The following is a 24,936-nucleotide window of genomic DNA, read 5'->3' on the forward strand; positions in this document are numbered from 1 at the left end:
TCAAGTTCGTGTGAGATTCCTCATAACCTTAACGCCTCCTTAAATCTTACATCCGAGTTTGATCCTAGAACTTGCGTCCGTGTGGGGCGGATTCGCGAGTGTGTAGTGAGAGAATCTTGATGGCGGATGAAGACGACCATAAGCGGACAATCCAGTATGGAGAGTCCGCGATCAGTTACATCAAGAAGAACGTTCTGCCAGCGTACCCGAGGTCCTATGAACTTTGGTACACATATTCAGCTGGCTACAATCAAGGCCTTAACCGGGCTATCAACGACACGATCAAAGCGAGCGGTCGCGTTAGCACGGACGAGATGCTGACGCTTTATGGCCGTTTCCTGTCCCCCACACGACTCGGCGATCGCCTTGATGAAGTCGGATCCAAGGTTTCCCGAGAAGTTGAAGAGCTTGTCGACACGCTCAAGCTGAGCGCAGACGCCACGTCAGATTATGGCAGCGCTCTGGAACAGGCTGGCGAAAAGATCAAATCCGTCAAAGACGCGGAAAAGCTGCAGATCTACATTACCCACCTCGTGAAATCGACCCAGAACGCTGTCACCACCAACAGAAAGCTAGAAAGCCAACTGCTGGAATCAAAAAAGCACATTGAAAATCTTCAATCTTCTCTGGAAGCAATCCGATACGAGTCACTCACGGATGAGCTTACAACGCTCAACAACCGCAAACACTTTGAGAACTCCATCGAACGTGTGATCGAACAGTCCAAGGAAAGCAGGCGTGGATTTGCTCTTCTGATGACTGATATTGACCACTTCAAAAAGTTCAATGACACCTTTGGTCACCAGACCGGGGATCAGGTTCTGAGGCTTGTCGCTTTATCCGTTAAACAGAATATCAAGGCACAGGACATTGCCTGTCGCTACGGAGGAGAAGAATTCGGTATCATCCTGCCCCATTCCAGCCTCGAGGAGGCTTCGGAGATTGGCGAGCGGATCCGCAATGCCGTTATGTCCAAGGAACTTGTGAAACGCTCTACGGGCGAAAATCTCGGTCGTGTGACCATTTCCGTCGGAATTGCAACGTTCCGACCCGACGACAGCGGACATTCAATCGTTGCCCGTGCCGATGAAGCGCTCTATGCAGCAAAAAATGCAGGCCGTAATCTCGTAAAGACCGAGTTGGACTTGTCTTCAGAGAGCCAGGAAAGCGTCGCCTAAACCGATTTTGGGCTTACGAATAAGACCTGCTGGTCCTCAAGTGGTCGATGAAATAGAACTTCAGACCTTTGCCCTCAGGCCCATCAGCCAGAAATCACTTTCCAACCGGCAGGCTTTTTCAAAAAGCGACAGGACCCTTGGATAGCGACGTTCTGTGATCACTTCGTCAGCAGTACTGTCCATCCAGTTGGAAAAGTCATTTGCAAGGCCCTGGTAAGCCTCGCTCGCGTATTCCTGAATCCATCGCTGATAAGGGTTGGCATCGTTGCCGCACCCCTTTGCGCTGAGTTGTCGACCAATTTCGGCGTAGCCGATGATACAGGGAGCAAGCGAAGCCTGAAGGTCAAGCAAATCCCCTGACATCCCCGCATCCAAAACAAACCGCGTATAAGCCATGGTTGGCGTGTCTTCTGGCGCTTGTTCAATCTCATCGCGGGACATGCCCCACTTCCCGCACAGCTCGATATGCAGGTCCAACTCCACATCGAGGATAGCCTTCACACCCTCAAGCGACATTCGCATATCTGCGACCCTTGGGCTCTTGTAGATCCCAAGGGCATAGGCCCGCGCAAACTGTATCAGGAACAGATAGTCCTGAACGAGATAGTGTTTAAAGCAGTCCAAGGGGAGTGTGCCCTCTCCCAACTGCTGGACAAAGTCATGGTGTGTGTAATCGGCCCACTGCGGCGCCGCATCGGCCTTGAGCCGCTCAAACAGTTTCATGAAATTCGCTTACTTGGAAATATATGGAAATTCAGAAGTCATCTCAGCGCGCAAAGGCACTAAGATCTGCTTCCTGAAGTGAAACGGATTCACCGCAGCCACACGCTGAAACTTCATTCGGATTTTTGAACACGAACCCAGAACGGAATTTGGTCACTTCGTAGTCCATTTCCGTGCCAAGCAAAAAGAGAACCGCAGAGGGATCGACAAAAAGCTTGGCTCCTTTGTCTTCCACGACGTCGTCCCCAGCGTTTGCCTCTTCCACGAGGTCCATGGTGTATTCCATGCCCGCACACCCGCCTTTCTTGATGCCCACACGCAACCCGATGGCATCCTTGTCTGAATTCTCGACAAGGCTTTTCACTCTATCGGCAGCGTCGTCGGTCAGCGAAATGACCTGAAATTTTGCGGCGGCGGCCATATTGTCCTCATTCAGTTCCGGCGGTCCAAAACCTGATATAAGGTCTCAGCTTATAAGAAAAAAGGTTCTAGCTGTAGTCGTATTTGTCACTACGCCGTGTAGCTTCAATACCAGTTCAGCGCGACTTTCGCTTCATCGGACATACGTTCAGGTGTCCAGGGAGGGTCGAAGACCATGTCGACATTGACGGGCCCGACGCCTGCGACCGCTGAAACTGCGTTTTCCACCCACCCCGGCATTTCACCAGCAACCGGGCAACCAGGCGCTGTCAGGGTCATGTCAATGTTGATTGATCTGTCATCGTCGATATCGACCTTGTAGATCAGGCCAAGTTCATAGATATCACACGGAATTTCCGGGTCGTAGACAGACTTCAAGGCACCGACGATGTCGGTAGTCAGTCGATCCAGTTCATCCGATGAAATAGCACTCTTTGCGGAGACTTCGGCCTGTAGGGCTTCACCATCCGCATTGGTGTCGATTGTGGTCGCATTTTCCATTTTTGGGTCCGTCCTTACCCGAAAAAGCTCTGTGCTTTCAACAAGGCCTCATAGAGCGCGTCCACCTCCGCACGCGTGTTATAGAGACCGAAACTCGCTCGACATGTAGACGTCACACCATATTTTGCCAAGAGCGGTTGCGCACAATGTGTTCCTGCTCTTACCGCAACGCCTGCACGATCAATGATCGTCGCCACATCATGGGCGTGAGCACCCTTAATCTCAAAGGAAACGATTGCTCCCTTGCCGGGCGCCTCGCCGAAGATCCTCAACGAGTTGATTTCTTTCAGTTTCTGGTGAGCGTAAGACCTTAGATCAGCCTCGTGTCTCGCAATGTTCTCTCGGCCAATCCCATCCATGTAGTCCAGCGCAGCGCCTAGACCAATGGCCTGTACGATGGGTGGAGTACCTGCCTCGAAACGATGCGGAGGATCGTTGTACGTCACCATGTCTTCGGTGACATCAAGGATCATTTCTCCTCCGCCGTTAAAAGGCCTGAGCGCGTTCAACCGCTCTGATTTTCCCCAAAGCACACCGATGCCCGAAGGTCCGTAGACCTTGTGCCCGGTGAATACGAAGTAGTCACAATCGAGATCCTGAACGTCGACCGGCAAATGCACTGCAGACTGGCTGCCATCGACCAGTACCTGAATACCGCGCTCATGCGCTATCCGGCAGATCTCCTTTATCGGCACGACGGTGCCCAGAACATTGGACATCTGCGTAATCGCGACCAGTTTTGTTCTGTCTGTCAACGTATCTGCAAACGCATCCAGATCGAAACTGCCGTCTTCGCGGACGTAAACCCATTTCAATTTGGCGCCATTGCGTTCCCTATGGAAATGCCAGGGAACAATGTTTGAGTGATGCTCCATGATCGAAAGAACGATTTCGTCACCTTCACCGAAGAAATCTGGTCCCAATCCATAGGAAACGAGATTTATTGCCTCGGTTGTCGACTTGGTGAAAACGATCTCGTCGACCGATTTTGCATTCAGAAAGTGGCGCACCTTTTCACGTGCGGCTTCGTAGTTGTCAGTCGCTGTATTGGAAAGGAAGTGCAGGCCGCGATGGACGTTGGCGTATTCTTCAGAGTACGCCTTTGTCACAGCATCGATCACCGCCTGAGGTTTTTGCGCAGATGCACCGTTGTCCAGGTAAACAAGAGGTTTGCCATAGACTTCCCGTGACAGGATCGGAAAGTCCCGGCGAATAACATCGACGTCGTATCCAACATCTTCAATGATCGTTTCTGCGGTTGCGACCGTCATACGCCGCTGCTCCTTGTTCCACTCAGCATAACCGATGTCAGTGCCCGGCCAGCCAGTCACGCACGCGTTCCTCAAGCCCATCGGTCACATCATCTTCGCCGTATTCTTCGATAGCTTCTGAAAGGAAAGCCAAAACCAACAGGGTTCGCGCTTCGTCTTCAGGTATGCCCCGGGCTCGTAAGTAAAAAAGCAGGTCCTCGTCAATCTGCCCGCTGGTCGCACCATGCGCACAGATCACGTCATCGGCAAAGATCTCAAGCTCAGGCTTGTTGGCCATTTCTGCTTCTTCTGAAAGAAGCAGAGCCTGTGTCATCATCTCACCGTCGGTTTTCTGGGCATGTTGCGCAACATTGATCCGGCCCTGATAAACACCCTTCGCCCGGCCATCGAGGACAGTCTTGAAGAACTCGCGGCTGTTACAGTTGGGAACCGCGTGATCAACGATAAGCGTCTGGTCAGCCAGATCTTCACCACCAGCCATTGTCACGCCATAGATTTTCGCCTCGGAGTATTCGCCGGTAAACTCGATAAACTGCTGATTTCTCGCAAACTTCGGCCCCGCCATAAATCCGAGCGACTTAAACTCAGCCTCACCTGCGATCGTGGCAATCGTTGTGAAGAGCCTTGCCGCGTCAACCTTGCCGGCTATCAGACGGGTCGTCGCCAACGACGCCTTGTCGGCAATGTCATAGTCGAAAACGGCGTTCAATTCTCCGTTTCCGGTTTCACCGGCAAATGTTTCCAGCAGGCGCAGCTTAGAGCCTTCGCCGAGCGTTACTTTGGTTCGGCTGACCTGCGCGCCTTCAGATGTTGCAATCTGCACCAGTTCGACCGGCTTTGAGACTTCAACACCGGCTGCCAGCGATATAACGACGCCGCCCTGTACGAAGGCAGTGTTGAGCGCAATGACGCCATCATTTGCAGCGGACTTCGGAGAGCGAAGCAACTGTGCACCGGCCTCGCCCTTCAGCGCTGAGTTGAAATCGGAAATAACAACACCTTCGCCTGTGAGCCCATCCACATCAGAGAGATCGGGAGCAAATACGCCGTTGATGGTGACAACCTGGTATCTTTCAAGATCGCCGTAGCTGTTCTGATCTGCCAAAATCGCCTTGGCGACGGCTTCATCGGCGGCAGCCGCAAGAGGCGCTGCGGACTTCATAAAGGCACGCAGATCCGAGTATTTATATTCCTCGACCCGGCGATGAGGCAGACCCCTGTCGCGGATCTGTTCTACCGCAGCTTCCCTCAGCGCAGATACTGCGATGGATCCTGCCAGACCGTCTTTCGAGCTCTGGTATCGATCCAACAGGTTGCTTTCGGCCTGCGTGTGTTTGATGAGTGCCGTCGCGTTCATATCGCCCTGCTCCCTCAAGCGGCTGTATCGATGTATTCGGCGTAGCCATGCTTCTCCAGATCAAGCGCAAGATCCTTGTCGCCAGTTTTGACGATCTTGCCATTGGAAAGAACATGGACGACATCCGGTACGATATGATCCAGCAAACGCTGATAGTGCGTTATGACGACCATTGCCCGTTCCGGCGAGCGAAGCTTGTTGACGCCGTCGGATACGACGCGCAACGCATCGATATCGAGGCCCGAATCTGTTTCATCCAATACGCAGAGCTTCGGTTCAAGCAGAGACATCTGCAGGATTTCAGCTCGCTTCTTCTCGCCGCCTGAAAAGCCGACATTCAACGGACGCTTCAGCATGTCCATTGAAACATTGAGATGTGATGCTGCTGCCTTGACGCGCTTCATGAAATCGGGAATTGACAGAACGTCTTCACCACGCGCCTTGCGCTGCGCATTCATGGCAGTTTTCAAGAATTCCATCGTGGCGACGCCAGGAATCTCAATCGGATACTGAAATGCCAGGAACATGCCAGCGGCTGCGCGCTCGTCAGGATCCATATCGAGCATGTTCTCACCATTGAAGAGGACTTCCCCTTCTGTGATCTCATAGTCGTCCTTACCGGCCAGCACGTAGGACAGTGTGGATTTTCCGGAACCGTTTGGCCCCATGATGGCGTGAACTTCACCGGCGTTGACTGTCAGGTCGACACCCCGAAGGATTTCAGTTTCATCTTCCGCAATGCGGGCATGCAGGTTTTTGATCTCAAGCATTGAGATGTTTCCTCGTAACTCACGGGCACAGAGCCCCAAATTCCATATTCAATTCGAAAGCGGTTCGTTAGCCCACCGATCCTTCAAGACTGATGGAGATAAGCTTTTGCGCTTCTACCGCGAATTCCATCGGCAACTGCTGGATCACGTCCTTGACGAAGCCGTTGACGATCAAGGCAACGGCTTCTTCTTCAGACAGTCCGCGCTGCAGGCAGTAGAACATCTGATCATCGGAAATCTTTGATGTTGTCGCCTCGTGCTCGAACTGTGCCGACGCATTCTTGCTTTCGATGTAGGGCACGGTGTGCGCACCGCAATCCTGTCCGATCAGCAGTGAATCACACTGAGTGAAGTTCCTCGCGTTCGACGCTTTGCGGTGTGCTGAGATCAAACCACGGTATGTGTTTTCCGACTTGCCGGCGGAGATACCCTTTGAGATCACCCGACTGGAGGTGTTCTTGCCCAAATGGATCATCTTGGTGCCACTGTCGATCTGCTGATGTCCGTTGGAAACCGCAATCGAATAGAACTCTCCGCGCGAATTCTCTCCGCGAAGAATGCAGGATGGGTACTTCCAGGTGATCGCAGAGCCCGTTTCGACCTGTGTCCATGAGATCTTGGAGTTCTTGCCGCGGCAATCGCCACGTTTGGTGACGAAGTTGTAGATGCCGCCCTTGCCGTCCTTGTCACCCGGGTACCAGTTCTGAACGGTGGAGTATTTGATCTCCGCGTCGTCCAGCGCCACAAGTTCAACCACGGCCGCGTGCAACTGATTTTCATCGCGTTGCGGCGCTGTACACCCCTCCAGATAGGAGACGTAAGATCCCTTTTCGGCAATGATCAGGGTGCGTTCGAACTGACCTGTGTTCTGTTCGTTGATACGGAAATAGGTCGACAGTTCCATCGGGCAGCGGACGCCTTCGGGAATGTAGACAAACGATCCGTCAGAGAACACGGCGGAATTGAGTGTTGCATAGTAGTTGTCGGTGATTGGAACAACTGAACCGAGATACTTTTTGACCAGATCCGGATATTCGCGCACGGCCTCGGAAATGGAGCAAAAAATGACGCCAGCCTTTTTCAGTTCTTCCTTGAAGGTCGTCACGACGGAAACGGAATCGAATACCGCATCAACCGCGACCCGGTTCTTCGGCTCAACACCAGCGAGAATTTCCTGCTCCGCCAGGGGAATGCCAAGTTTCGCGTAGGTCGCAAGCAATTCCGGATCAACTTCGTCCAGGCTCTTCGGTCCTTCGACGGACTTTGGCGCAGCCCAGTAATAAAGATCGTCAAAGTCGATCTTCGGATAGGAAACGCGCGCCCAATCCGGTTCATCCATCTGCTGAAAGCGACGCAGCGCATCCAGCCGCCAGTCGGTCATCCACTGCGGCTCGTTCTTTTTGGCCGACAGAAAGCGGACAGTCTCTTCAGAAAGACCCTTTGCGCCCTTCTCTGACTCAATGTCCGTAACAAAGCCGTATTTATACTGGTCAACATCGATGGCTTTCACCTGTTCGATGGTTTCCTGTACAGCTGGCATACTGCGCCTCCATTTAGCAGACCCTGTGTCTGCTCATTACAATTTTCACTGCAGTTCAGGACAGGATCCCTGAACCGCATCTCACTTGCCGGGCAACGGCCCGAATTCTCACTTCATGCCGCCCGATGCCGGGCTTGCGGGTCCAGCCTGTCGATGATTTTCGGCCAAAGTGCCAAAAATCGATCAATGTCAGCTTCGCTGGTGTTCCATCCCAAGCTGACGCGAAGCGCGCAACGGGCCAGATGTTCATCCACGCCCATTGCCGTCAGCACATGGGAAACAGACACTTTTCCAGACGAACAGGCCGAGCCCGACGAAAGAGATACGCGCTCCAAATCAAAAGCGATCAAAGCTGTTTCAGCTGAAATGCCTGGAACAGCAAAACAACTTGTGTTTGCCAGACGCTTAGCCTGGTCACCGAAGAACACCGTTTTCGGACATGTGGCCCGCAAACCCGCCTCAAGACGCGTCTTCATTTCTGCGAAATGGCGCACTTGTGCGAGGTCTTCAAGGGCTTCAGTCGCGGCAATTCCGAATCCGACGATTGCAGCTACATTTTCTGTGCCACCGCGGCGCCAGTTTTCCTGGCCACCACCAACCATCAGCGGTGATGGAACCCGCCCGGTCGTGCGCACGACAACGGCCCCAACGCCCTGAGGCCCACCGAATTTGTGGGCCGACAGCGTAACGGCATCTGCCTGCCAGGCGTCGAGGTCTATTTCCAGTCTACCTGCCGCCTGTACGGCATCAACATGAAAAAAGTGTCCGTATTCACGCGCGATCCGCCCCACTTCCGGGAGCGGTTGAATGACACCTGTCTCGTTGTTGGCGGCCATGACGGAAACCAGACCGGGTTCTGCGCCGGAAACGAGTTCCTCAAGCCTCTCAAGATCGACCTGACCATTGGACTTGACCGGAACAATCATCTGATCTGCCACAGCAAAGCGCCCGCCGGTCATGACAGATGGGTGTTCGACCGCGCTCATGAACACCTTGTCCAAATAGACAGGTACACCCTGGTCCTGCCAGGAAGGCGCGAGTGCAGTCATGTTGGCTTCAGTACCGCCAGACACGAATGTCACAGCGCGTGTTTTGGCGTTGCAAAGTTGCGCGACTTTTTCACGGGCGTCCTCAATTCGGCCCCGCGCCTTGCGACCATGACTGTGAACGGATGATCCGTTGCCGACCTCCCCCATGACCTCAATCATGGCCTCGCGCACCGCCGGACGCATGGGAGCGCCTGCGTTGTGATCGAGATAGATTGGGTCTGAAAGACGCGGCATGACACCTCTAGAGCCTGAATCAGCATTCTTGCGTGTTCGATTTTTCGCTTTATCGTCAGATAGATGTGCGAAAAACCTTGATATTTTTCGCTGCGGTGACGATAACACCCCCCAATCGGATGACCCGAGCATTGTCGCCGCTGGTTGGTGGTGCGAAGTTTCGAATAATTCTAAACAAGGTTCTAGAAACTCGGAGGCTAAGAGTCAAGTTTAGACTTACGGGTAATCACGTATCTGACCCCAATCCGCGCAGCAGCATAAAATGCGCGCCAAATGACAAGGACATCGCACTTCATGCCTGAGGTGATCTTTAACGGTCCCGCCGGCCGGCTCGAGGGCCGGTTCCACCCCGCGAGAAAACGCAACGCACCTATCGCGCTGGTTTTGCATCTTCACCCGCAGTTTGGCGGGACGATGAACAATCAGATTGTCTACCAGATGTACTACATGTTCGCCCGGCGCGGCTTTGCGGTACTTCGGTTCAATTTCAGAGGTGTTGGACGGTCACAGGGAACTTTCGATCACGGACAGGGTGAACTTTCCGATGCTGCCGCAGCGCTTGACTGGGTGCAGACGGTCCACACCGACGCACGAGCCTGCTGGATCGCCGGGTTCTCCTTCGGTGCGTGGATCGGCATGCAGCTGCTGATGCGGCGCCCGGAAGTGGAAGGTTTCATTTCAGTCGCGCCACCGGCGAACCTGCACGACTTTTCGTTCCTGGCCCCCTGCCCGTCTTCCGGCCTGATCGTCCACGGCGACAACGACAAGGTGGTGCCCCAAAAAGACGTTCAAACGCTTGTCGACAAGCTGAAGACCCAAAAAGGTATTGTGATCGATCACGAAACAATTCCAGGCGCCAATCACTTCTTTGAAAATGATATGGATGACCTGATGGATCGATGTGGGACATATGTTGACGGGCGGCTTGGCCTGACACCCGCCGATTATGTAGACATCGACTGATTTCGTTTCGTAAAGCCCGCCATTCGGCGGGCTTTTTTTCAGGTGTTGAGATGGTTTCAAGCGACAGCAACCTGACAATCCGCACGGCTGATGTCAGCGACTTTGACGCCGTTGCCGAGCTGTTCCATCACCTCAATCCGAAAGATATTGCCGCAGACGACTTGCTGAAACGAAAGACCTTCGAACAGCTTGTGAAACATCCAGGCCTGACTGTTCTTGTTGCCTGGAAGGGTGCCGTCCCGGTCGGCTCATGCACACTTGTCGTGGTTCCTAACATGACGCGTGGCTGTGCCTCATACGCCCTGATCGAAAATGTCGTCACACGTGAAGACTGGCGTGGTCAGGGAGTTGGCAAGAAGGTCCTGGCAGAGGCGATCCGCCTGGGATGGCAGGCTGGTTGTTTCAAGATCATGCTGATGTCAGGGTCCGAAAATACCGAGGCCCACAAGTTCTATGAGAGCCTCGGTTTCAAGACCTCAAAAAAAGGTTTTGAACTGAGAGCAAACGGGTATCCCAAGCGCGAAATCACCTGATACTGGCGTTCCATAGGAAACAATCAGCCCTGAAATGGCTTCGGTCTGGGGACACCAGGACCGCTTTGGACGCCATCATCCGGCCCGGCCAAGGGATCTTCGCCCTCTGCAACAACACCTTTGATTGGCGGTCCGTCATAGTCTTCTGGCGGCGGCACGGTCGAGGCCAATTTGCAGTTGGTCAGCCAGATGTCATAGACGGGATGTTCAACGGCGTGGAGCCCGGGACTTGCAGCATACATCCAACCGGAAAAGATCCGCCGCACCTCGTTGTTCAGCGTAATCTCGTCGACCTGCACGAAACCTGTCGTCAGGGGTGACTCGGTTTGTGGCCGCGTATGACAGACACGCGGCGTCACCTGCAGAGCGCCGAACTGGACCGTTTCGCCAATATAGACATCGAATGAGATAATCCGGCCCGTAATCTTGTCGAGACCAGAGAACACCGCGACGGGGTTTTCAATCTTTTCCGATTGAGCCGCGGCACCTGACGCAGACATGGCCAAAGAAGCGACCGCAAGACCAGCCAGAAGATGTTTCGCCGCTTTCAATGCGTCAATCAAGGTGACCATCTGCTTCTATTCGAATCCCTTGGACCAGCATACCGAAGTTTTCTTCAGCCGCGCTAGCACCGAATTACGGCCCGGAAAAGACGACACTTGACCGGACCGCAGATCATTTAGCCAATTTCCGAAAGTCGTTTCAGGGCTATCTGAACCTTTTCCAGCTTTTCAGAGGATTCGGCCACCTTTTCCCGCTCGCCTTCAACAACTTCTTCCGGCGCTTTTTCAACGAACTTCGGATTTCCGAGCTTCTTCTCGATCTTGGATATCTCGCCCTCGAGTTTTCCGATTTCTTTTTCAAGCCGCGCTTTTTCCGCGCCAAGGTCAATGACCCCGGCAAGTGGCAGGCTTACCGTTGCCTCGCCGACAATAATCTGAGCCGATCCGGACGGTGCGACATCCGCAAGCTCCACGCTTTCACCGCGGGCAAGACGCAATATGGCGGCTTCATGCATAGACAGCCGAGATTTCGTCTGATCGCTTGCGCCGGCAACGACGATGTTGACCTTTGCCCCTGCGGGAACGTTCATCTCAGCGCGAACCGAGCGAATTTCAGAAATGAATGTCACCAGCCAATTGATTTCGGCTGCAGCATCGCTGTCTGAAACCTGTGTATTTGGCCACGACGTCAGCATCAGCAGATCGTCGGCCCTGACACCTTCATCGCCCAGGCGTTCCCACAGTTCTTCCGTCAGGAACGGCATGAAGGGATGGAGAACCTTCAAAATCTCGTCGATCGCCCAGGCTGTTGTTGCACGGGTCTCTGTCTTTGCCGCTTCGTCCTCACCGTTGAAGATCGGTTTGGCAAGCTCCAGATACCAGTCACAGAAGGTATTCCAGGTGAATCGATACACGGCCCCAGTGGCGTCGTTGAACCGGTAGTCCTCAAGAGCGGCTGTCACTTCAGCCGTACAGCGGCCCATTTCGGTTGCGATCCAGCGGTTCAAAGTATGTCGGGTGGCTTCAGGGTCGAACCCTTCAACACGAGCACAGCCATTCATTTCTGCAAATCTGGACGCATTCCAGAGCTTGGTGGCGAAGCGCTGCCCGCCTTCTGCTGCCTGATCCGACATACGCAATGTGCGGCGTGCCTGAACTTCCTGACTTGCCAGCGCAAAGCGCGTGGCATCCGCACCATAGGTGTCGATCAGCTCCAACGGGTCGAGAACGTTGCCGAGTGATTTCGACATTTTCTTACCGTTCTTATCGACAACGATTGAATTGATATAGACCGTGTGGAACGGAACTTCGTCCATGAAATGGATGCCCTGCATCATCATTCTGGCGACCCAGAAAAAGATGATGTCAAAACCGGTCACCAGCACGTCTGTCTTGTAATAGCGCTCCAGTTCCGGGGTCTTGTTTGGCCAGCCGAGTGTTGAGAAAGGCCAAAGCGCGGAAGAAAACCAGGTGTCTAGAACGTCAGGATCTCTCGTCAACGGTTTTCCGCCCGCCATCTCAACTGCTTCAGATTCGGTTTGGGCGCAGTATTCCGTGCCTTCGGCATCGTACCAGACAGGGATCTGATGTCCCCACCAAAGCTGACGTGAAATGCACCAGGGCTGGATGTCGTTTAACCAGTTGAAATAGGTCTTGTCCCAATTTTCCGGAACAAATCTGGTCGTGCCGTTTTCGACCGCCTTCAGCGCGGGAGCCGCCAAGGTCTTGGCATCCACAAACCATTGATCGGTCAGCATGGGTTCGATCACAACTTTCGACCGATCACCGAAAGGCTGCATGATCTTTTTGGACTCTACCATAGGCAGCTCAGCCGGCACTTCGTCGCCATCCTGAAGCGGGCGAACGATTGCCCTGCCAAGTGGATGCCAGTCCGGCGCCTGACCTTTCATCCAGGCGACCTCAGGGTGATCGCTTGGCACCATGACGGCCAAACCTTCGGCCGTGATCTGTTCAACGACCCGCTTGCGCGCCTCGAAACGATCCAGACCACGCAGGTCGTCAGGAACAATGTTGATGAGATCGACTTCGTTGATGGACATCTCGGCACCATCAATGATTGCCTGCGCTTTCGCAGCTTCTTCAACATAAAGTGCCCCGTCGGAACGCATGGCGCCTTTGGTGTCCATCAGGCGGTACATCGGGATCTTGTTGCGCTGTGCAACGCCATTATCGTTGAAGTCATGCGCGCCGGTAATCTTGACCGCACCCGAGCCGAAGTCAGGATCCGGATAATCGTCCGTGATGATTGGTATCAGGCGCCGGTGCTCTTTCGGCCCTACCGGAATTTCACAAAGCTTTCCGACAATCGGCTTGTAGCGCTCATCGTCGGGGTGAACGGCAACCGCGCCATCACCTAGCATGGTTTCCGGGCGCGTGGTCGCTATAGAGATGTAGTCGCGGTTCTCGCGAAGGGTGACATTCCCCTCCTCGTCCTTTTCGACATACTCATACGTTTCACCGCTGGCCAGCGGATACTTGAAGTGCCACATGTGGCCATCGGTTTCGATGTTCTCAACTTCAAGGTCCGAAATTGCCGTTTCGAATTTCGGGTCCCAGTTTACAAGCCGCTTGGACTTGTAAATCAGCCCTTCATTGTAAAGGTCGACAAACACTTTCAGTACCGCAGCTGACAGGTTCGGCGACATCGTGAATTCGGTGCGGCTCCAATCACACGAAGCGCCCAACCGCTTCAGCTGACCGAGAATCGTCCCTTCGGATTTTCGCTTTTGCTCCCAGACGCGCTCTACGAACGCCTCTCGGCCCATTTCGCGCCGTCCAGGCTGTTGGGTTTCCATCAGCTCACGCTCGACAACCATCTGCGTCGCAATGCCGGCATGGTCGGTCCCTGGTTGCCAAAGGACATCGAAGCCCTGCATACGCTTCCAGCGGATGAGAATATCCTGGAGTGTGTTGTTGAGTGCGTGTCCCATGTGAAGAGAACCCGTCACATTGGGCGGCGGAATTACGATGGAAAAGGCATTAGCACCATCTTTGGCACCGGCTCCGGCCTTGAATGCCTCGGCCTTTTCCCAGGTTTCGTAAATCCGCGGCTCAACGCTGGCCGCATCGTAAGTTTTATCCAGCATCAGGGTCACTCGTTGGGAGGATAAATGTCTAAATTCGTGAGCACCCGTGTAAATCTGATGCTCAGCCGCAAGTCAACAGCCTATGGATGCGAAACAATGTCCAAAGGCGGGCATTTCAAGCCGATTGGCAACAGCTGAAAGAAGTCGCCTTGGGCAGGCGGCTATTTCCTGCCATAACCGATGCATGACCGTCTCAATCCGACCGCATCACCTCTTGTGCATGCTGACCTATCTTGGTCGGGGGTACACTCCCGATTTCGTCAAGAATTATGATCAAATCATCCAACGGCTGAACAAAGGCGAAGCTTTGAGTCTCGTTACCGGGCCGGACGATATCTGTGCACCAATGTTGGCGGAAGCCGGTTGCCATTGTCACAATGACAGCGTCCGAGTTCGAGACGAAATGGCAGCGCGCCAAATTAGCGCTGTTCTCAAGACCAGCCTTGTCGCCAACATGGCGTTGCGTCTTACGACGTCGCAGGTCCTCGCACTGAGGGCTGCCTTCGCAAACGGTGCCATTCGTGCAGGGTGCGAAGGCTGCGAGTGGCATGAACTGTGTTCCAACATCGCATCAAAAAATTCAGGGGGTGCCATCTGGCGCCCCTGATTGATTGTCATAACTGTGCAGCAACCCTATCGACGGCGCGTCACGCGCTGGATTTCCTTCTGCACCATCTGTTCGACCATCCCAGGCAGATGTTGATCAAGCCAGGCCTTGAGCATTGGACGCAGCATCTCTTTGACAAGCTCCTCCACGGTCTGAGCTTGTGAACCTACGAACATGTTCGACAAGTTATCGAACGCAGCGTGAACGGCTTCACCGGTGTTGTTGGATGTCAAAGGCGCGTCATCGGCAACCGTTGGAAGCTCATCCGGTATCGGCATGTCCATTGCCATTTCCGGCTCTGGAAAATCTTCCGGCTCAGGCTCGGTGTCTTCAACGGGTGCTTCTGCGAAGGAAAGGTCACCTTCAGCACCTTCCAGGTCTTCGGCTAGTCCCTCGACCATCTCCATTTCGTCGGGAACCGCCAGTTCCTCAGTCAGTTCAAGAATGTCTTCGTCATCGTCTTCCGCCGCGTCTGCTTCCATGGCCGCAGCCATGTCGTCGGCGTCTTCACCGCCAGCTTCTTCGTCACTTTCAATATCATCGTCATCACTGCTCATATCGAACAGCTTGTCGAGATCGTCCTGGGACATTTCGGAGGCATCGCCCATATCGTCCGCCGCCTCTTCTGCTACTGGGGTTTCGACTTCTTCACTTGCATCGGCTTCACCAGAGTCAGCACCTTGGGAATCCTCATCGGATATAATACGGCGGATCGATGCGAGGATTTCCTCCATCGACGGCTCGTCAGCCTTTTTCGCCTGTGCCATGCCTTCCCCCGTACTTGCCGGCTACGCTACCGAACACACAGTCATTACTGAATGATTCGTTAATCGAAATTATGCGGGCCAATAAGAAACGCGCAAAGCAAGCGCATCCATTACCAACGCCTTTTCCCCTCTTAAGTCGGATTTAGGCGTTTTGAGGGACCATTTCCCGACAACTTCGTATCCGGAATTCGTCAATTCAGAGAGGTAAGGCGCATGTGCGGTACGCCCATACGCCTTAATCGTCCTGCAGCTTTCACTGCGTTTTCAATGAGGTTTGCCGAAAAACCTAGCGACCGTCAGGTGTGCGCAGGCCAATCCACTGATCGCGAACGGCCTTGTAGTGCTGCTTGGGATTATACCGGGCAACACTCAGCCCGAGGCTGTCCGCATCAAGGCGTCCGACAGCTGAAACAAGCTGGTATCCGCCGATGATCCGGTTGCGCTGCGCCGTCACCAGGTTCGATTGCTGAGTCACAAGTTCACGCTGTGCATCCAGGACGTCCAATGTCGTCCGCTGACCCACACGCTGTTCTTCGATGACGCCTTCAAGTGCCAACTGCTGCGCTTCCACTGCGGCTTGCGCCGCAACAATCGACGCTTCGGCAGCCTGATAGACACCCCAGGCCGAAATCACATTTGCGCGCACCTGGTCACGTGTCACATCCAACTGAAGGCGGGTTTGTCCCAATTCTTCCTTCGCCTGACGCACGCGAGACGAAACTCCGCCGCCCTGATAAATTGGGATACTGACATTTCCGAATATCTGCGCATTGTTGCTCTCATCAGCAAATGCTGACGGATTCCACGTCCTCGAAATGCTGCCGTCCAACGTCACAGTCGGCAGCAACTCACCTTCGATCGCCTTGATGTTGAATAGCGCAGCATCAACCAGATGCTGGGCCTGCCGGATCAGAGGCTGATGCGTTTCACTGAGCTGCATGGCCTGGTCAAGCGACTTCGGAACAACACTGTTGATCGAAGTGTCCGCTGACAAACTGCGTGCTTCGATCCCGATGACCTGACGATAGATGGCCCGGCTGGTGTTCAAATTGGCCAGTGCCGTATTCAGGCTTGCGCGCGCTTCCGCCGCCCGCGCTTCTGCCTGGCTGACATCGGTACGAGTTCCCTCACCCACGTCAAAACGGTCACGCGCCGCGCGCACCTGTTCCTGAAGGAAGGCAAGGTCACTGCGTTGAAGCGACACGAGCGCCGTATCACGGATCACGTCAACATAAGCGGTAGCAGCGCTCAAAAGCGTGTCCTGCTCTGTTGAACTCAGGCTTTCGCGCTGTGCCCGCACAACGGCCTCGGCCTGGCGTGTGGAATTGATTGTCCGGAACCCGCGAAACAATGTCTGACTGATCGTCAGAGAAATCGAGGCATTGTTACGGTAGTCGATGTTGCCATCTGATCCATTTGCAAGGCGTCCGGCAGAACCGGACGCGGTAACAGTCGGGCGCCACCCCGACAGTGCCTGAGGCACATTTTCATCCACACCACGAAGCTGCGCACGTGCGGCGTTCAGCGTCGGATTGTTGGAATAAGCTAGCGCTAAAGACTCGCGAATCGTTTCTGCCTGCGCTTCAGGCATACCCCCCACAAAGGATCCGCTGGATACGCTCGCCATAAGCCCAACAGTTATGGCCACTGCTTTCAGTGTTGAACGACCAGACACGCCGTACTCCTTCCGGGTCACCCTACTCGACAGTGTTGAGTAAACTGATGGGTGTTATTCTTCAACTGTTTGCGATCAAGAAAATCCGTTTTTCGAGGAGTGAGGCATTGGTGCAACAAGTCGGACGTCCAGCGACTGACCAATTCGTTCTGAAAAAAAAGCCCGCCAAATGAGGCGGGCCAATTTCGTAAAAAAGCGCATAAAACACTAGAATACAAATTCTTCCGTTTTTTCAAATCCGGGTAGCAGGCTGACCGAAGCGTTGAAGCCGAACACGCTGCCAATAACACCGTCGGAATTTCGATAGAGCTTGGCAGTTCCTGAACCGCCCTGTCCTTCGACAACCGCCAGCCGTCCACCGGGCTTAAGCTGTTTGGTCAGTTCATCGGGCAGTACCTCAACAGCACCATCAATCAGTATGACATCGTAAGGCCCTTCGGACGCAAACCCTTTGTTCAGCGCGCCTTCAACCACCACGGCGTTCTCGATCCCAAGTTCAACGAGAATTTCCGTCGCGGTTTTCGCAAGTTCTTCGTTTTCTTCCAGCGCAACAACTGAAGCTGCAAGCTTGGAAACAACCGCAGCGCTGTAGCCTGTTCCTGCGCCCACCACCAGAACGACATTGTCTTCCCGGATTTCCGCCAGCTGCACCAGTTTTCCGAAAATGTGCGGCTTCATGATGACCCGGCCACTGTCTGTTGCACCTACGGGCAGATCTTCATCGATGTAGGCGACGGCTTTCCTGGAGGCCGGAACAAAGCGCTCCCGAGGGACCAATTCCATCGCGTCAAGGATTCGATGGTCGGTCACATCGTTTGTGCGCAGCTGGTTGTCCACCATTTTGCGGCGCGACTGGCTAAAGTCCGTCATATCGGCCCTCATATTTGACTCGCCGAGCGTCCGGCGCCTCTCAAGTGTCGTTCATTAGCGATGCGGAAGCGCGCTGACAAGTATCAGAAACTGCGGATGCCCTGCCATTTCCAGGTTTTGCGTGCTTTTCTCATGGTGGACATTTTTCTTCGGGAATTCAAATCGGCGACCGGTGGATATTTTCGGCCGCCGGAATTCAGGACTTGACCAATGCGTGCAACTGTTTGATAAGGCGCGGCACACCACCAAGAGGCCCTGTGGCGGAGTGGTGACGCAGCGGATTGCAAATCCGTGTACACCGGTTCGATTCCGGTCGGGGCCTCCATTTTTCTCATTCTTCGACCTACCAACCGCAAATGCTTCTGCAGTGTGGCTGTTTGTGTATTTCCCTGACGGCATGCTAGCGTTTTTCCTCTGTTACCACACATTGAGGAAAGCCAATGAAACCGCCTTCCAATCCAGCATCCGCTATGAAAAAACCGGCTCGAGCTGTCTCAACGTCGACCATGAAACGCGTGGAGCCCCCCGCCCCAGAAAAACCCCGCAGGTCGTATCGCAATCCAGCAGCAGCGATCAGGTTGTTGAGGCTCTTCGTCAGCGGGTCAATGATCTTGAAGCCAGGCTGGCCGAGCTTGAAAGCGTCATCACGCTGCAAAATCAGGACGTGATCATCAGCGCACCGAAAAGCGTTCTCATACAGGGCCTGGATACCGTCGAAATTTCAGCTGGAAGCAAACTCAAATTCGCGGCGTCAATTTCGGAAAGCAGCACTGCTATCGCCAAATTTACCGGTATCGTAGAATGCGACGTCCTCAAGGCCAACACGGTCATGGGAGCTGCCTACACGCCTGGAGCGGGAAACATCTGGTAGCCCTCAGGCAAGACGAGGGTTATCCGAAACTGAAACTTTGTTTGCCAAATAGGCACTTTTTCTGCCTTGATGAGGCAAGACAAATATTCGGAAGGTTCCTTGATGAAAGAACCAAGTTTCAGCATTGGTGTCGAAGAAGAATATCTTCTCGTTGACAAGTCGAGCCGCAAACTGGCGAGCAGTCCGCCACCAGAGCTCTTTCAGGCGTGTGAGAGTGCACTGGAGGGACGGGTCAGTCCGGAATTCCTGCGCTGCCAGATCGAGGTCGGAACCCCCGTTTGCATGACATTGACCGAAGTTCGTGCTGAACTTTCCTATTTCCGAAAGACGATCACCCGGGAGGCGTCCCAATTCAATCTGGCTCCGATCGCCGCTTCCACGCACCCGTTTGCGGAATGGACGGATCAACCGCACACCAACAAGGAACGCTACAACGAAATCGCCAGGACCATGCAGGTGGTCGCCAAACGGATGTTGATTTGCGGCATGCACGTGCATGTCGGGATAGAGGATGAAGAGCTCCGGATCGAACTGTTCAATCAACTTTCCTATTTTCTGCCGCATCTGCTTGCGCTCAGCACCTCCTCGCCCTTTTGGCGTGGACGCAGGACAGGTTTGAAATCCTACCGGCTGTCCGTTTTCAACGAGTTGCCCAGGACCGGTCTGCCGCCACGTTTTGAGAGCAACTACGAATACCGGCATACGGTTGATATTCTGACGAACGCCGGCGTTATCGAGGATGCAACCAAGATCTGGTGGGATCTTCGCCCGTCAGACCGGTTTCCCACACTGGAGATGCGCGTAACGGATGTCTGCCCGCGCCTGGACGATGCCATTGCCATCGCTGCGCTTTATCGCTGTTTGTGCAGAATGCTGTTTAGGCTGCGTCGTGCCAACCAGAGCTGGCGCAGATATTCGCGTTTTCTTTTGTCGGAGAACCGTTGGCAGGCCCAACGTCACGGAACGGCTGTCCGACTGATCGATTTCGGGCGCAATGAAACCATGCCATTCATTGATCTCATTGACGAAATGATTGAACTGGTCTGGCCGGACGCAGAGTATTTCGGTTGCGAGACCGACCTCATGCACATTCGGGAAATAGCGACCAGAGGAACGTCTGCCGATAGCCAGCTGGCGCTTGCCGGAGAAATCTCGGAAGACAGTCAGTTGCCTCAAGAGACTCTGGACAGGATGGTCGATCATCTGATTGCAGAAACCCAGGCAGGTCTCACCTAGCTCAACAGGCTGCGCGCGATCCAAAGAAGCACTTCACCGTGTTGAAACACTTCTAGGCGGCGTGCCGTGGGCCTTGGTGTAAAAGTAGTTCTCCGTCCCCGTAAGGACAAAAGCAAACTCGTCAATTTCCGAAATGACCGCTTTTGCAGATCTGGCCAAACCGGATCTTGGACGCATGCAGCGCTGCGCTTCGATCAGGGATGCTCTGGCAACCGAAAGCGCTGACAAAAGGGCTTCTCGGTCAATTTCATTGGCTTTCGATTGGCTGCGACGGCCTGTTGTCATAAAACTCTCCGGACGTGAATGTGTAATTGTTCCCTTTTTGTTCTTTTTATCTGCCGGGTGTTCTCACTGTCAATCTGTGCTTTTGACAAGGGCATGTCGTTTCCGGCGGTGACCTGTCGCTGCAAATCGGCTACGCGTTTGGCTCGGATGCTCAATTCCGGAGCAATTGGCGAGGGACGATTTGATGGAACACGGTGGGGACCTTACACGCGCGATGGAACAGTATGGCGGCAAACGTGCCGACTGGCTGGATCTATCAACCGGCATCAATCCCCATTCCTATCCATTGCCTGGCTCTATCGCCAAAACGACATGGACGGATCTACCGGCCAAGGCAGGACAGGAAAGACTGACAACGGCCGCGCGGCGCGCTTATGCCATTCCGGATCATCTGGGTGTTGTTGCAGCACCTGGCACGCAACTTCTCATATCCCTCTTGCCATCCGTCCTACCGGGCGGACCGGTTGCGCTCACCTCCCCCAGTTACACCAGCCACAGAGCCGTCTGGGTTCGCGAAAAATGCGATTTGGTCGAGTTGTCCAGCATCTATGCAGTTCCGGAAAGCGCTCAAATTGTGGTGTTGGTCAATCCGAACAATCCCGACGGGCAACTGACTGATGTGAAGAGTTTGCTGGAAATCTCGAGATCGCTCACAGACAGGGGCGGATTCCTGGTCGTGGATGAAGCCTTTGCCGATGTGGTGCCCGGTTCCAGCATTTTGCCTCACATTGGTGGCGAAAACGTTGTGGTGCTTAGATCATTCGGCAAGTTTTTCGGACTGGCTGGACTTCGTCTCGGATTTCTTGCGGGACCTAAGACCATCACCGATACAATGTCCTCGATCCTGGAAAGCTGGAGCCTGAGCGGTCCGGCGCTTGAAATCGGCGCGACCGCGCTCAAAGACATCGACTGGCAGAAAAAAATGTCAGGTCAGTTGGCAGACGAGATGGCCGATCTGACACTCTGTCTCTCGCAGCACAGCTTGAGCGTATTTGGCGGAACGCCGCTTTATGCACTTGCTGGACTGCGTAACGCTTCACAGTTGCATCAAGCGCTGGCGCGGCGACATATCTGGACGCGCATTTTTGACTATGCTCCAACCTGGATCCGGTTCGGACTGCCAGGAAGCGCAGACAATCTGGAACGTCTTTCAGGTGCGCTCGCTGAAATTCAGGCCGAGAGTTGATCTGAAACGATGCTGGTGCTGGAAAATGCATTATGGCTGCTTGTGGCAGCACTTTTGCTTGATGCAGTTGTTGGTGACCCCGACTGGCTGTGGCGCCGTCTGCCGCATCCTGTCGTTTGGCTCGGCAAACTGATTGCGGCTTTCGATCAACGTTTCAACAAAACAACATTGTCGAATGGCGCGCGCAAGCAAAATGGCGTCCTGGTGCTGATCACGCTCGTCGTGCTGTCATCTATCACAGGATTTTGCCTCCAGGCACTTGCGGAGAGATTGCCGTATGGCGACGCACTCACGATTGTCATAGCCGCTGTATTCTTGGCACAAAACAGCCTGTACCGGCATGTTGCCGCGGTTCGGGACGGGTTCAAAAATCATGGTCTTCACGGCGGGCGCAAAGCAGTGTCAATGATCGTCGGTCGCGATCCGGACAAGCTCGATGAAGCCGGTGTTTCGCGCGCTGCAATTGAATCCTGCGCTGAAAATTTCTCAGACGGCGTCGTTGCTCCCGCGTTCTGGTTTGCCGTGCTGGGACTTCCCGGATTGCTGGCCTACAAGGCCGTCAACACCGCCGACAGCATGATCGGTCACAAAAACGAAAAATACGCCGCGTTCGGCTGGGCGTCGGCAAGGTTTGACGACCTGATCAATCTGCCAGCCTCGCGCCTTTCCGGTCTCTTCATCGCCTTTGCTGCACCAATGGCAAAGGGAAAAGTTGCCGATAGCCTCAGGTGCATTCGCACAGACGCAAACAAACACCGCTCGCCAAACGCGGGCTGGCCGGAGGCTGCCATGGCTGGCGCGCTCGATCTGGCACTGGCCGGGCCCAGGATCTATGCCGAATACACTGCTCAGGACAGCTATTTGAACGATACAGGACGCAAGCAAGCATCAGGCGACGATATTGCGAAGGCACTCGTCTTGCTGATCGGTGCATGCTGGCTTCAAGCTGCTCTGGTTGTCACCTTGGCCGTACTTGTTGTGGTTTAGTCGCGCATGACCGCCAGCCCTTGTTATCTGCGCTGGGCAATGTCCAAGATCGTTTCGACATCCATCACTTCATCCAGATGAAGTGCGAGATCATCCAGAATTTCATCGATGCGCCTGTCATACGCAACCAGAGCTCGGGCATCAAAAGCATCGAGATAGGCCGCTCGGAAGGCATCGCCCGTAAAAAGCCCATGCACGTAGGTTCCATAGACGCGCCCATCTGCCGAGATAGCACCATCAGGCTTGTGGCTTTCCAGCAGCATCATCGGCCGCTCGCAATCCGGACCCGATGTGATCCCGATATGGATTTCATACCCCTTCACAGCGGCACCGCTGGCAATGTGGCTTCCAGATACAGAAACGGTTGATTTTTGCGGTGTCAGTGTCGTCGATACATCCAGAAATCCCAACCCTTCTACTGTACCGGGCGTCCCTTCAATGCCTTCCGGATCGGATATCGTCTTGCCGAGCATCTGGTATCCCCCACAGACGCCAAGAATATGCCCACCACGACGATGGTGTGCTTTCAAATCGACGTCCCAACCCTGTGCCCTAAAAAACGCAAGATCGCCGATAGTTGATTTGGAGCCTGGAAGTAGAACGACATCCGCGTCGGCCGGTAACGGCACGCCTGGTTGAACCAGTTCAAGGGTGACGTCCTGTTCCAGCCGCAAGGGATCCAGGTCATCGAAATTTGCGATCCTGGAAATAACAGGAACCACAATTTTAACTTTGCCTGCACCGAAACCATCTGCGAGCCCAAGGGCATCCTCCGCTGGCAATTTCGCCGCGTCTGCAAACCAGGGTACCACACCAAGGCCACGCCAGGCCGTGCGACTTTCAATCTCGCGCATGCCTTCTTCAAACAGGCTCGGATCCCCTCTGAAGCGGTTTATGAAAAACCCTTTGATACGGTCTCTCTCCTCAGGAAGAAGCACCGCGTGGGTCCCAACCACCGATGCTATGACGCCGCCACGGTCAATGTCTGCGCACAAGATGACCGGCAGGTCCGCAGCTTCCGCGAACCCCATATTGGCGATGTCTCCAGCCCTCAGGTTGATTTCCGCCGGGCTACCGGCTCCCTCAATGATGACAAGGTCAGAAATTGAAGTAATTTTTTCGAAACTCTCTATAACCTTCGGTAAAAGTGTGCTTTTTGCTTTCCATATTCACGTGCCCGCATCGTGCCGTATCTGGTTCCCTGTACGATGACCTGTGCGCCGGTGTCGGTTTCGGGTTTAAGCAGTACGGGGTTCATGTGCACTGTCGGTGGTACCCGGCTTCCCAAAGCCTGAAGAGCTTGCGCCCTGCCGATTTCGCCGCCATCGACGGTCACAGCCGCATTGTTGGACATGTTTTGCGGTTTGAACGGGTTTACGGAAATACCTCGATTGGCGAACAAACGGCATAAGCCTGCCACGATCAGGCTTTTGCCCACATTGGAGCCCGTTCCCTGCACCATTATCGCCGGGCAATTCCTGGCGACCTTGGATTCAATCATGGCGAGGTTTCTTCCGACACTGGAACAGCTCCATAAGGTCGGAATTCCTTTGGTACCGGAAGATTCGCAAGCCGAAGTTCGAGCAGCAGCCGAATGGTGGGACGGACAGCGAAGAACACTGAACCGATCAGGAACAACCAGGTGCCTGCAAATACAAGACGCTCATAGAAGAAAAAAATGCTGCCAATGACGAACAACACCGCCGCCAGGAATTCAACAATGGTTCGATAAAGTTCATATTTGCGAACAATCTCGGCGTGATCTGCCGAGGCTGACCGCAACGAATGGTCAAAGAGCCTGCTCATCATCAAAACACCTTCTCAAAATCCCGCACGACGACACCCCTGTGCGACCTGGCATCGCCAGTCTCGATATAGCCAATCGATCTATAAAACCGTTCAGCGGTAACCGTGCTCGTCAATCGCGCCTTCGCAAGACCGAGCTTTCTAAGATGGTCCTCCAGCGAAAGCATGATCACCTTGCTAACACCAGTCAGCCGGGCGTCCGGATGCACATAATTCAACAAAACCTCGCCTGTCGCCGATGCCATCCCGACACCAGCTATGAAACTGGCGTTTTTTGATTGTCGGTGAGCGGTCACGACCAGGTCCGGTCCTTCAATCCATAGAAGCACATTCCTCGCCGTTTTGTTGGCCAGCCACGGTTCGAGTTTCGAAGCTTCTCCGAAATGATCGGCAACACAGAGTTCCGCGATTGAACGTCTCAGAACCTCTGCAATCTCTTCAGCATCAGCAGCTTGAGCCGATGTCACGACACATGAACCCTGCACCCGAACTCACCT

At 54.1% G+C, this 24,936-nt stretch carries 24 protein-coding genes, 1 tRNA gene and 1 pseudogene; 9 read left to right on the top strand and 17 right to left on the bottom strand.

Going from position 1 to position 24,936, the window contains the following annotated elements; genetic code table 11:
* Positions 1–119: 119 nt before the first annotated feature.
* On the top strand, positions 120–1,178 hold the full coding sequence (locus tag ACZ1HV_RS02520) for a GGDEF domain-containing protein (RefSeq protein ID WP_298815179.1): 1,059 nt from the start codon (positions 120–122) through the stop codon (positions 1,176–1,178).
* A 60-nt stretch (positions 1,179–1,238) separates the two neighbouring features.
* On the opposite strand, the gene tenA is transcribed toward ACZ1HV_RS02520, so the two are convergent.
* The 8 genes from tenA to ACZ1HV_RS02560 all read right to left on the bottom strand — a co-directional run bounded on the left by tenA (position 1,239) and on the right by ACZ1HV_RS02560 (position 9,043).
* Positions 1,239–1,901: a thiaminase II gene (gene tenA, locus ACZ1HV_RS02525; RefSeq protein WP_472717220.1), complete on the bottom strand. Its 663-nt coding sequence runs from the start codon at positions 1,899–1,901 to the stop codon at positions 1,239–1,241.
* A gap of 43 nt (positions 1,902–1,944) precedes the next feature.
* Positions 1,945–2,322, bottom strand: a complete 378-nt coding sequence (gene sufA / locus ACZ1HV_RS02530; protein ID WP_298815172.1) for a Fe-S cluster assembly scaffold SufA — start codon at positions 2,320–2,322, stop codon at positions 1,945–1,947.
* Positions 2,323–2,426: 104 nt separating this feature from the next.
* A complete protein-coding gene (locus ACZ1HV_RS02535; protein WP_298815170.1) occupies positions 2,427–2,822 on the bottom strand; it encodes an SUF system Fe-S cluster assembly protein in 396 nt (131 codons plus the stop codon).
* 14 nt (positions 2,823–2,836) lie between these two features.
* Entirely contained in the window at positions 2,837–4,093 is a 1,257-nt protein-coding gene (locus ACZ1HV_RS02540; RefSeq protein WP_472718393.1) for a cysteine desulfurase, read from the bottom strand.
* A gap of 37 nt (positions 4,094–4,130) precedes the next feature.
* On the bottom strand, positions 4,131–5,450 hold the full coding sequence (sufD, locus tag ACZ1HV_RS02545; protein ID WP_472717221.1) for a Fe-S cluster assembly protein SufD: 1,320 nt from the start codon (positions 5,448–5,450) through the stop codon (positions 4,131–4,133).
* Between the two features lie 14 nt (positions 5,451–5,464).
* Positions 5,465–6,220, bottom strand: coding sequence for a Fe-S cluster assembly ATPase SufC (gene sufC, locus ACZ1HV_RS02550; RefSeq protein ID WP_472717222.1), 756 nt, complete (start codon positions 6,218–6,220; stop codon positions 5,465–5,467).
* A gap of 67 nt (positions 6,221–6,287) precedes the next feature.
* On the bottom strand, positions 6,288–7,760 hold the full coding sequence (sufB, locus tag ACZ1HV_RS02555; RefSeq protein ID WP_298815164.1) for a Fe-S cluster assembly protein SufB: 1,473 nt from the start codon (positions 7,758–7,760) through the stop codon (positions 6,288–6,290).
* Between the two features lie 113 nt (positions 7,761–7,873).
* Entirely contained in the window at positions 7,874–9,043 is a 1,170-nt protein-coding gene (locus tag ACZ1HV_RS02560; RefSeq protein WP_472717223.1) for a cysteine desulfurase family protein, read from the bottom strand.
* A 294-nt stretch (positions 9,044–9,337) separates the two neighbouring features.
* Here ACZ1HV_RS02560 and ACZ1HV_RS02565 point away from each other — a divergent pair, with 294 nt between their 5' ends.
* Both ACZ1HV_RS02565 and ACZ1HV_RS02570 read left to right on the top strand, forming a co-directional pair.
* Positions 9,338–10,006, top strand: a complete 669-nt coding sequence (locus ACZ1HV_RS02565) for an alpha/beta hydrolase (RefSeq protein ID WP_298815158.1) — start codon at positions 9,338–9,340, stop codon at positions 10,004–10,006.
* Between the two features lie 50 nt (positions 10,007–10,056).
* Positions 10,057–10,539 (top strand): GNAT family N-acetyltransferase, encoded by a 483-nt coding sequence (locus ACZ1HV_RS02570; RefSeq protein WP_472717224.1) that lies wholly within the window; start codon positions 10,057–10,059, stop codon positions 10,537–10,539.
* 23 nt (positions 10,540–10,562) lie between these two features.
* Here ACZ1HV_RS02570 and ACZ1HV_RS02575 read toward each other — a convergent pair whose 3' ends face one another.
* Both ACZ1HV_RS02575 and ACZ1HV_RS02580 read right to left on the bottom strand, forming a co-directional pair.
* A complete protein-coding gene (locus ACZ1HV_RS02575) occupies positions 10,563–11,111 on the bottom strand; it encodes a DUF2155 domain-containing protein (protein WP_472717225.1) in 549 nt (182 codons plus the stop codon).
* Positions 11,112–11,218: 107 nt separating this feature from the next.
* Positions 11,219–14,149: a valine--tRNA ligase gene (locus ACZ1HV_RS02580; protein WP_472717226.1), complete on the bottom strand. Its 2,931-nt coding sequence runs from the start codon at positions 14,147–14,149 to the stop codon at positions 11,219–11,221.
* A 184-nt stretch (positions 14,150–14,333) separates the two neighbouring features.
* On the opposite strand from ACZ1HV_RS02580, the gene ACZ1HV_RS02585 reads away from it, so the two are divergent.
* Positions 14,334–14,756 carry a DUF1284 domain-containing protein gene (locus ACZ1HV_RS02585; protein ID WP_472717227.1) on the top strand — a complete coding sequence of 141 codons (423 nt, stop codon included), beginning with the start codon at positions 14,334–14,336 and terminating at the stop codon, positions 14,754–14,756.
* 26 nt (positions 14,757–14,782) lie between these two features.
* Here ACZ1HV_RS02585 and ACZ1HV_RS02590 read toward each other — a convergent pair whose 3' ends face one another.
* The 3 genes from ACZ1HV_RS02590 to ACZ1HV_RS02600 form a co-directional block, all read right to left on the bottom strand.
* The gene (locus ACZ1HV_RS02590) at positions 14,783–15,523 is read right to left on the bottom strand and encodes a PopZ family protein (protein WP_298815146.1); all 741 of its coding nucleotides are present in this window, start codon (positions 15,521–15,523) and stop codon (positions 14,783–14,785) included.
* 286 nt (positions 15,524–15,809) lie between these two features.
* Positions 15,810–17,198, bottom strand: a complete 1,389-nt coding sequence (locus ACZ1HV_RS02595) for a TolC family outer membrane protein (protein ID WP_472717228.1) — start codon at positions 17,196–17,198, stop codon at positions 15,810–15,812.
* Positions 17,199–17,405: 207 nt separating this feature from the next.
* Positions 17,406–18,068: a protein-L-isoaspartate O-methyltransferase family protein gene (locus ACZ1HV_RS02600; RefSeq protein WP_472717229.1), complete on the bottom strand. Its 663-nt coding sequence runs from the start codon at positions 18,066–18,068 to the stop codon at positions 17,406–17,408.
* A gap of 251 nt (positions 18,069–18,319) precedes the next feature.
* Here ACZ1HV_RS02600 and ACZ1HV_RS02605 point away from each other — a divergent pair.
* The 3 genes from ACZ1HV_RS02605 (at position 18,320) to ACZ1HV_RS02615 (ending at position 20,175) form a co-directional block, all read left to right on the top strand.
* Positions 18,320–18,393: transfer RNA gene (locus ACZ1HV_RS02605), tRNA-Cys, on the top strand.
* A 54-nt stretch (positions 18,394–18,447) separates the two neighbouring features.
* The gene (locus tag ACZ1HV_RS02610; protein WP_472717230.1) at positions 18,448–18,939 is read left to right on the top strand and encodes a hypothetical protein; all 492 of its coding nucleotides are present in this window, start codon (positions 18,448–18,450) and stop codon (positions 18,937–18,939) included.
* 102 nt (positions 18,940–19,041) lie between these two features.
* The gene (locus ACZ1HV_RS02615) at positions 19,042–20,175 is read left to right on the top strand and encodes a carboxylate-amine ligase (RefSeq protein ID WP_472717231.1); all 1,134 of its coding nucleotides are present in this window, start codon (positions 19,042–19,044) and stop codon (positions 20,173–20,175) included.
* Between the two features lie 33 nt (positions 20,176–20,208).
* On the opposite strand, the gene ACZ1HV_RS02620 is transcribed toward ACZ1HV_RS02615, so the two are convergent.
* Positions 20,209–20,460, bottom strand: coding sequence for a hypothetical protein (locus ACZ1HV_RS02620; RefSeq protein WP_298815135.1), 252 nt, complete (start codon positions 20,458–20,460; stop codon positions 20,209–20,211).
* Positions 20,461–20,644: 184 nt separating this feature from the next.
* On the opposite strand from ACZ1HV_RS02620, the gene cobD reads away from it, so the two are divergent.
* A complete protein-coding gene (gene cobD, locus ACZ1HV_RS02625) occupies positions 20,645–21,646 on the top strand; it encodes a threonine-phosphate decarboxylase CobD (protein WP_472717232.1) in 1,002 nt (333 codons plus the stop codon).
* Between the two features lie 9 nt (positions 21,647–21,655).
* Positions 21,656–22,633 carry an adenosylcobinamide-phosphate synthase CbiB gene (cbiB, locus tag ACZ1HV_RS02630; protein WP_472717233.1) on the top strand — a complete coding sequence of 326 codons (978 nt, stop codon included), beginning with the start codon at positions 21,656–21,658 and terminating at the stop codon, positions 22,631–22,633.
* A 23-nt stretch (positions 22,634–22,656) separates the two neighbouring features.
* Here the strand turns inward: cbiB and ACZ1HV_RS02635 are convergent.
* The 3 genes and pseudogenes from ACZ1HV_RS02635 to ACZ1HV_RS02645 all read right to left on the bottom strand — a co-directional run bounded on the left by ACZ1HV_RS02635 (position 22,657) and on the right by ACZ1HV_RS02645 (position 24,906).
* Positions 22,657–24,095, bottom strand: a pseudogene (locus tag ACZ1HV_RS02635) (cobyric acid synthase).
* A 35-nt stretch (positions 24,096–24,130) separates the two neighbouring features.
* Positions 24,131–24,442, bottom strand: a complete 312-nt coding sequence (locus ACZ1HV_RS02640; RefSeq protein WP_472717234.1) for a YrhK family protein — start codon at positions 24,440–24,442, stop codon at positions 24,131–24,133.
* Positions 24,442–24,906 (bottom strand): GNAT family N-acetyltransferase, encoded by a 465-nt coding sequence (locus ACZ1HV_RS02645; protein WP_472717235.1) that lies wholly within the window; start codon positions 24,904–24,906, stop codon positions 24,442–24,444. Before ACZ1HV_RS02645 ends, ACZ1HV_RS02640 begins: the two co-directional genes overlap by 1 nt.
* Between the last annotated feature and the right edge of the window lie 30 nt (positions 24,907–24,936).

Source organism: Roseibium sp. JB4-4 (genome assembly GCF_055693425.1).

What these genes read in the sequence shown, in the direction of transcription:
- ACZ1HV_RS02570 (WP_472717224.1), top strand. Translation starts at nt 10,057, where the DNA reads ATGGTTTCAAGCGACAGCAACCTGACAATCCGCACGGCTGATGTCAGC.
- ACZ1HV_RS02615 (WP_472717231.1), top strand. Translation starts at nt 19,042, where the DNA reads ATGAAAGAACCAAGTTTCAGCATTGGTGTCGAAGAAGAATATCTTCTC.
- tenA (WP_472717220.1), bottom strand. Translation starts at nt 1,901, where the DNA reads ATGAAACTGTTTGAGCGGCTCAAGGCCGATGCGGCGCCGCAGTGGGCC.
- ACZ1HV_RS02535 (WP_298815170.1), bottom strand. Translation starts at nt 2,822, where the DNA reads ATGGAAAATGCGACCACAATCGACACCAATGCGGATGGTGAAGCCCTA.
- ACZ1HV_RS02620 (WP_298815135.1), bottom strand. Translation starts at nt 20,460, where the DNA reads ATGACAACAGGCCGTCGCAGCCAATCGAAAGCCAATGAAATTGACCGA.
- ACZ1HV_RS02585 (WP_472717227.1), top strand. Translation starts at nt 14,334, where the DNA reads ATGACCGTCTCAATCCGACCGCATCACCTCTTGTGCATGCTGACCTAT.
- ACZ1HV_RS02575 (WP_472717225.1), bottom strand. Translation starts at nt 11,111, where the DNA reads ATGGTCACCTTGATTGACGCATTGAAAGCGGCGAAACATCTTCTGGCT.
- ACZ1HV_RS02560 (WP_472717223.1), bottom strand. Translation starts at nt 9,043, where the DNA reads ATGCCGCGTCTTTCAGACCCAATCTATCTCGATCACAACGCAGGCGCT.
- cbiB (WP_472717233.1), top strand. Translation starts at nt 21,656, where the DNA reads ATGCTGGTGCTGGAAAATGCATTATGGCTGCTTGTGGCAGCACTTTTG.
- ACZ1HV_RS02520 (WP_298815179.1), top strand. Translation starts at nt 120, where the DNA reads ATGGCGGATGAAGACGACCATAAGCGGACAATCCAGTATGGAGAGTCC.
- ACZ1HV_RS02580 (WP_472717226.1), bottom strand. Translation starts at nt 14,149, where the DNA reads ATGCTGGATAAAACTTACGATGCGGCCAGCGTTGAGCCGCGGATTTAC.
- sufA (WP_298815172.1), bottom strand. Translation starts at nt 2,322, where the DNA reads ATGGCCGCCGCCGCAAAATTTCAGGTCATTTCGCTGACCGACGACGCT.
- cobD (WP_472717232.1), top strand. Translation starts at nt 20,645, where the DNA reads ATGGAACACGGTGGGGACCTTACACGCGCGATGGAACAGTATGGCGGC.
- ACZ1HV_RS02590 (WP_298815146.1), bottom strand. Translation starts at nt 15,523, where the DNA reads ATGGCACAGGCGAAAAAGGCTGACGAGCCGTCGATGGAGGAAATCCTC.
- ACZ1HV_RS02565 (WP_298815158.1), top strand. Translation starts at nt 9,338, where the DNA reads ATGCCTGAGGTGATCTTTAACGGTCCCGCCGGCCGGCTCGAGGGCCGG.
- sufB (WP_298815164.1), bottom strand. Translation starts at nt 7,760, where the DNA reads ATGCCAGCTGTACAGGAAACCATCGAACAGGTGAAAGCCATCGATGTT.
- sufC (WP_472717222.1), bottom strand. Translation starts at nt 6,220, where the DNA reads ATGCTTGAGATCAAAAACCTGCATGCCCGCATTGCGGAAGATGAAACT.
- ACZ1HV_RS02640 (WP_472717234.1), bottom strand. Translation starts at nt 24,442, where the DNA reads ATGATGAGCAGGCTCTTTGACCATTCGTTGCGGTCAGCCTCGGCAGAT.
- sufD (WP_472717221.1), bottom strand. Translation starts at nt 5,450, where the DNA reads ATGAACGCGACGGCACTCATCAAACACACGCAGGCCGAAAGCAACCTG.
- ACZ1HV_RS02600 (WP_472717229.1), bottom strand. Translation starts at nt 18,068, where the DNA reads ATGACGGACTTTAGCCAGTCGCGCCGCAAAATGGTGGACAACCAGCTG.
- ACZ1HV_RS02540 (WP_472718393.1), bottom strand. Translation starts at nt 4,093, where the DNA reads ATGACGGTCGCAACCGCAGAAACGATCATTGAAGATGTTGGATACGAC.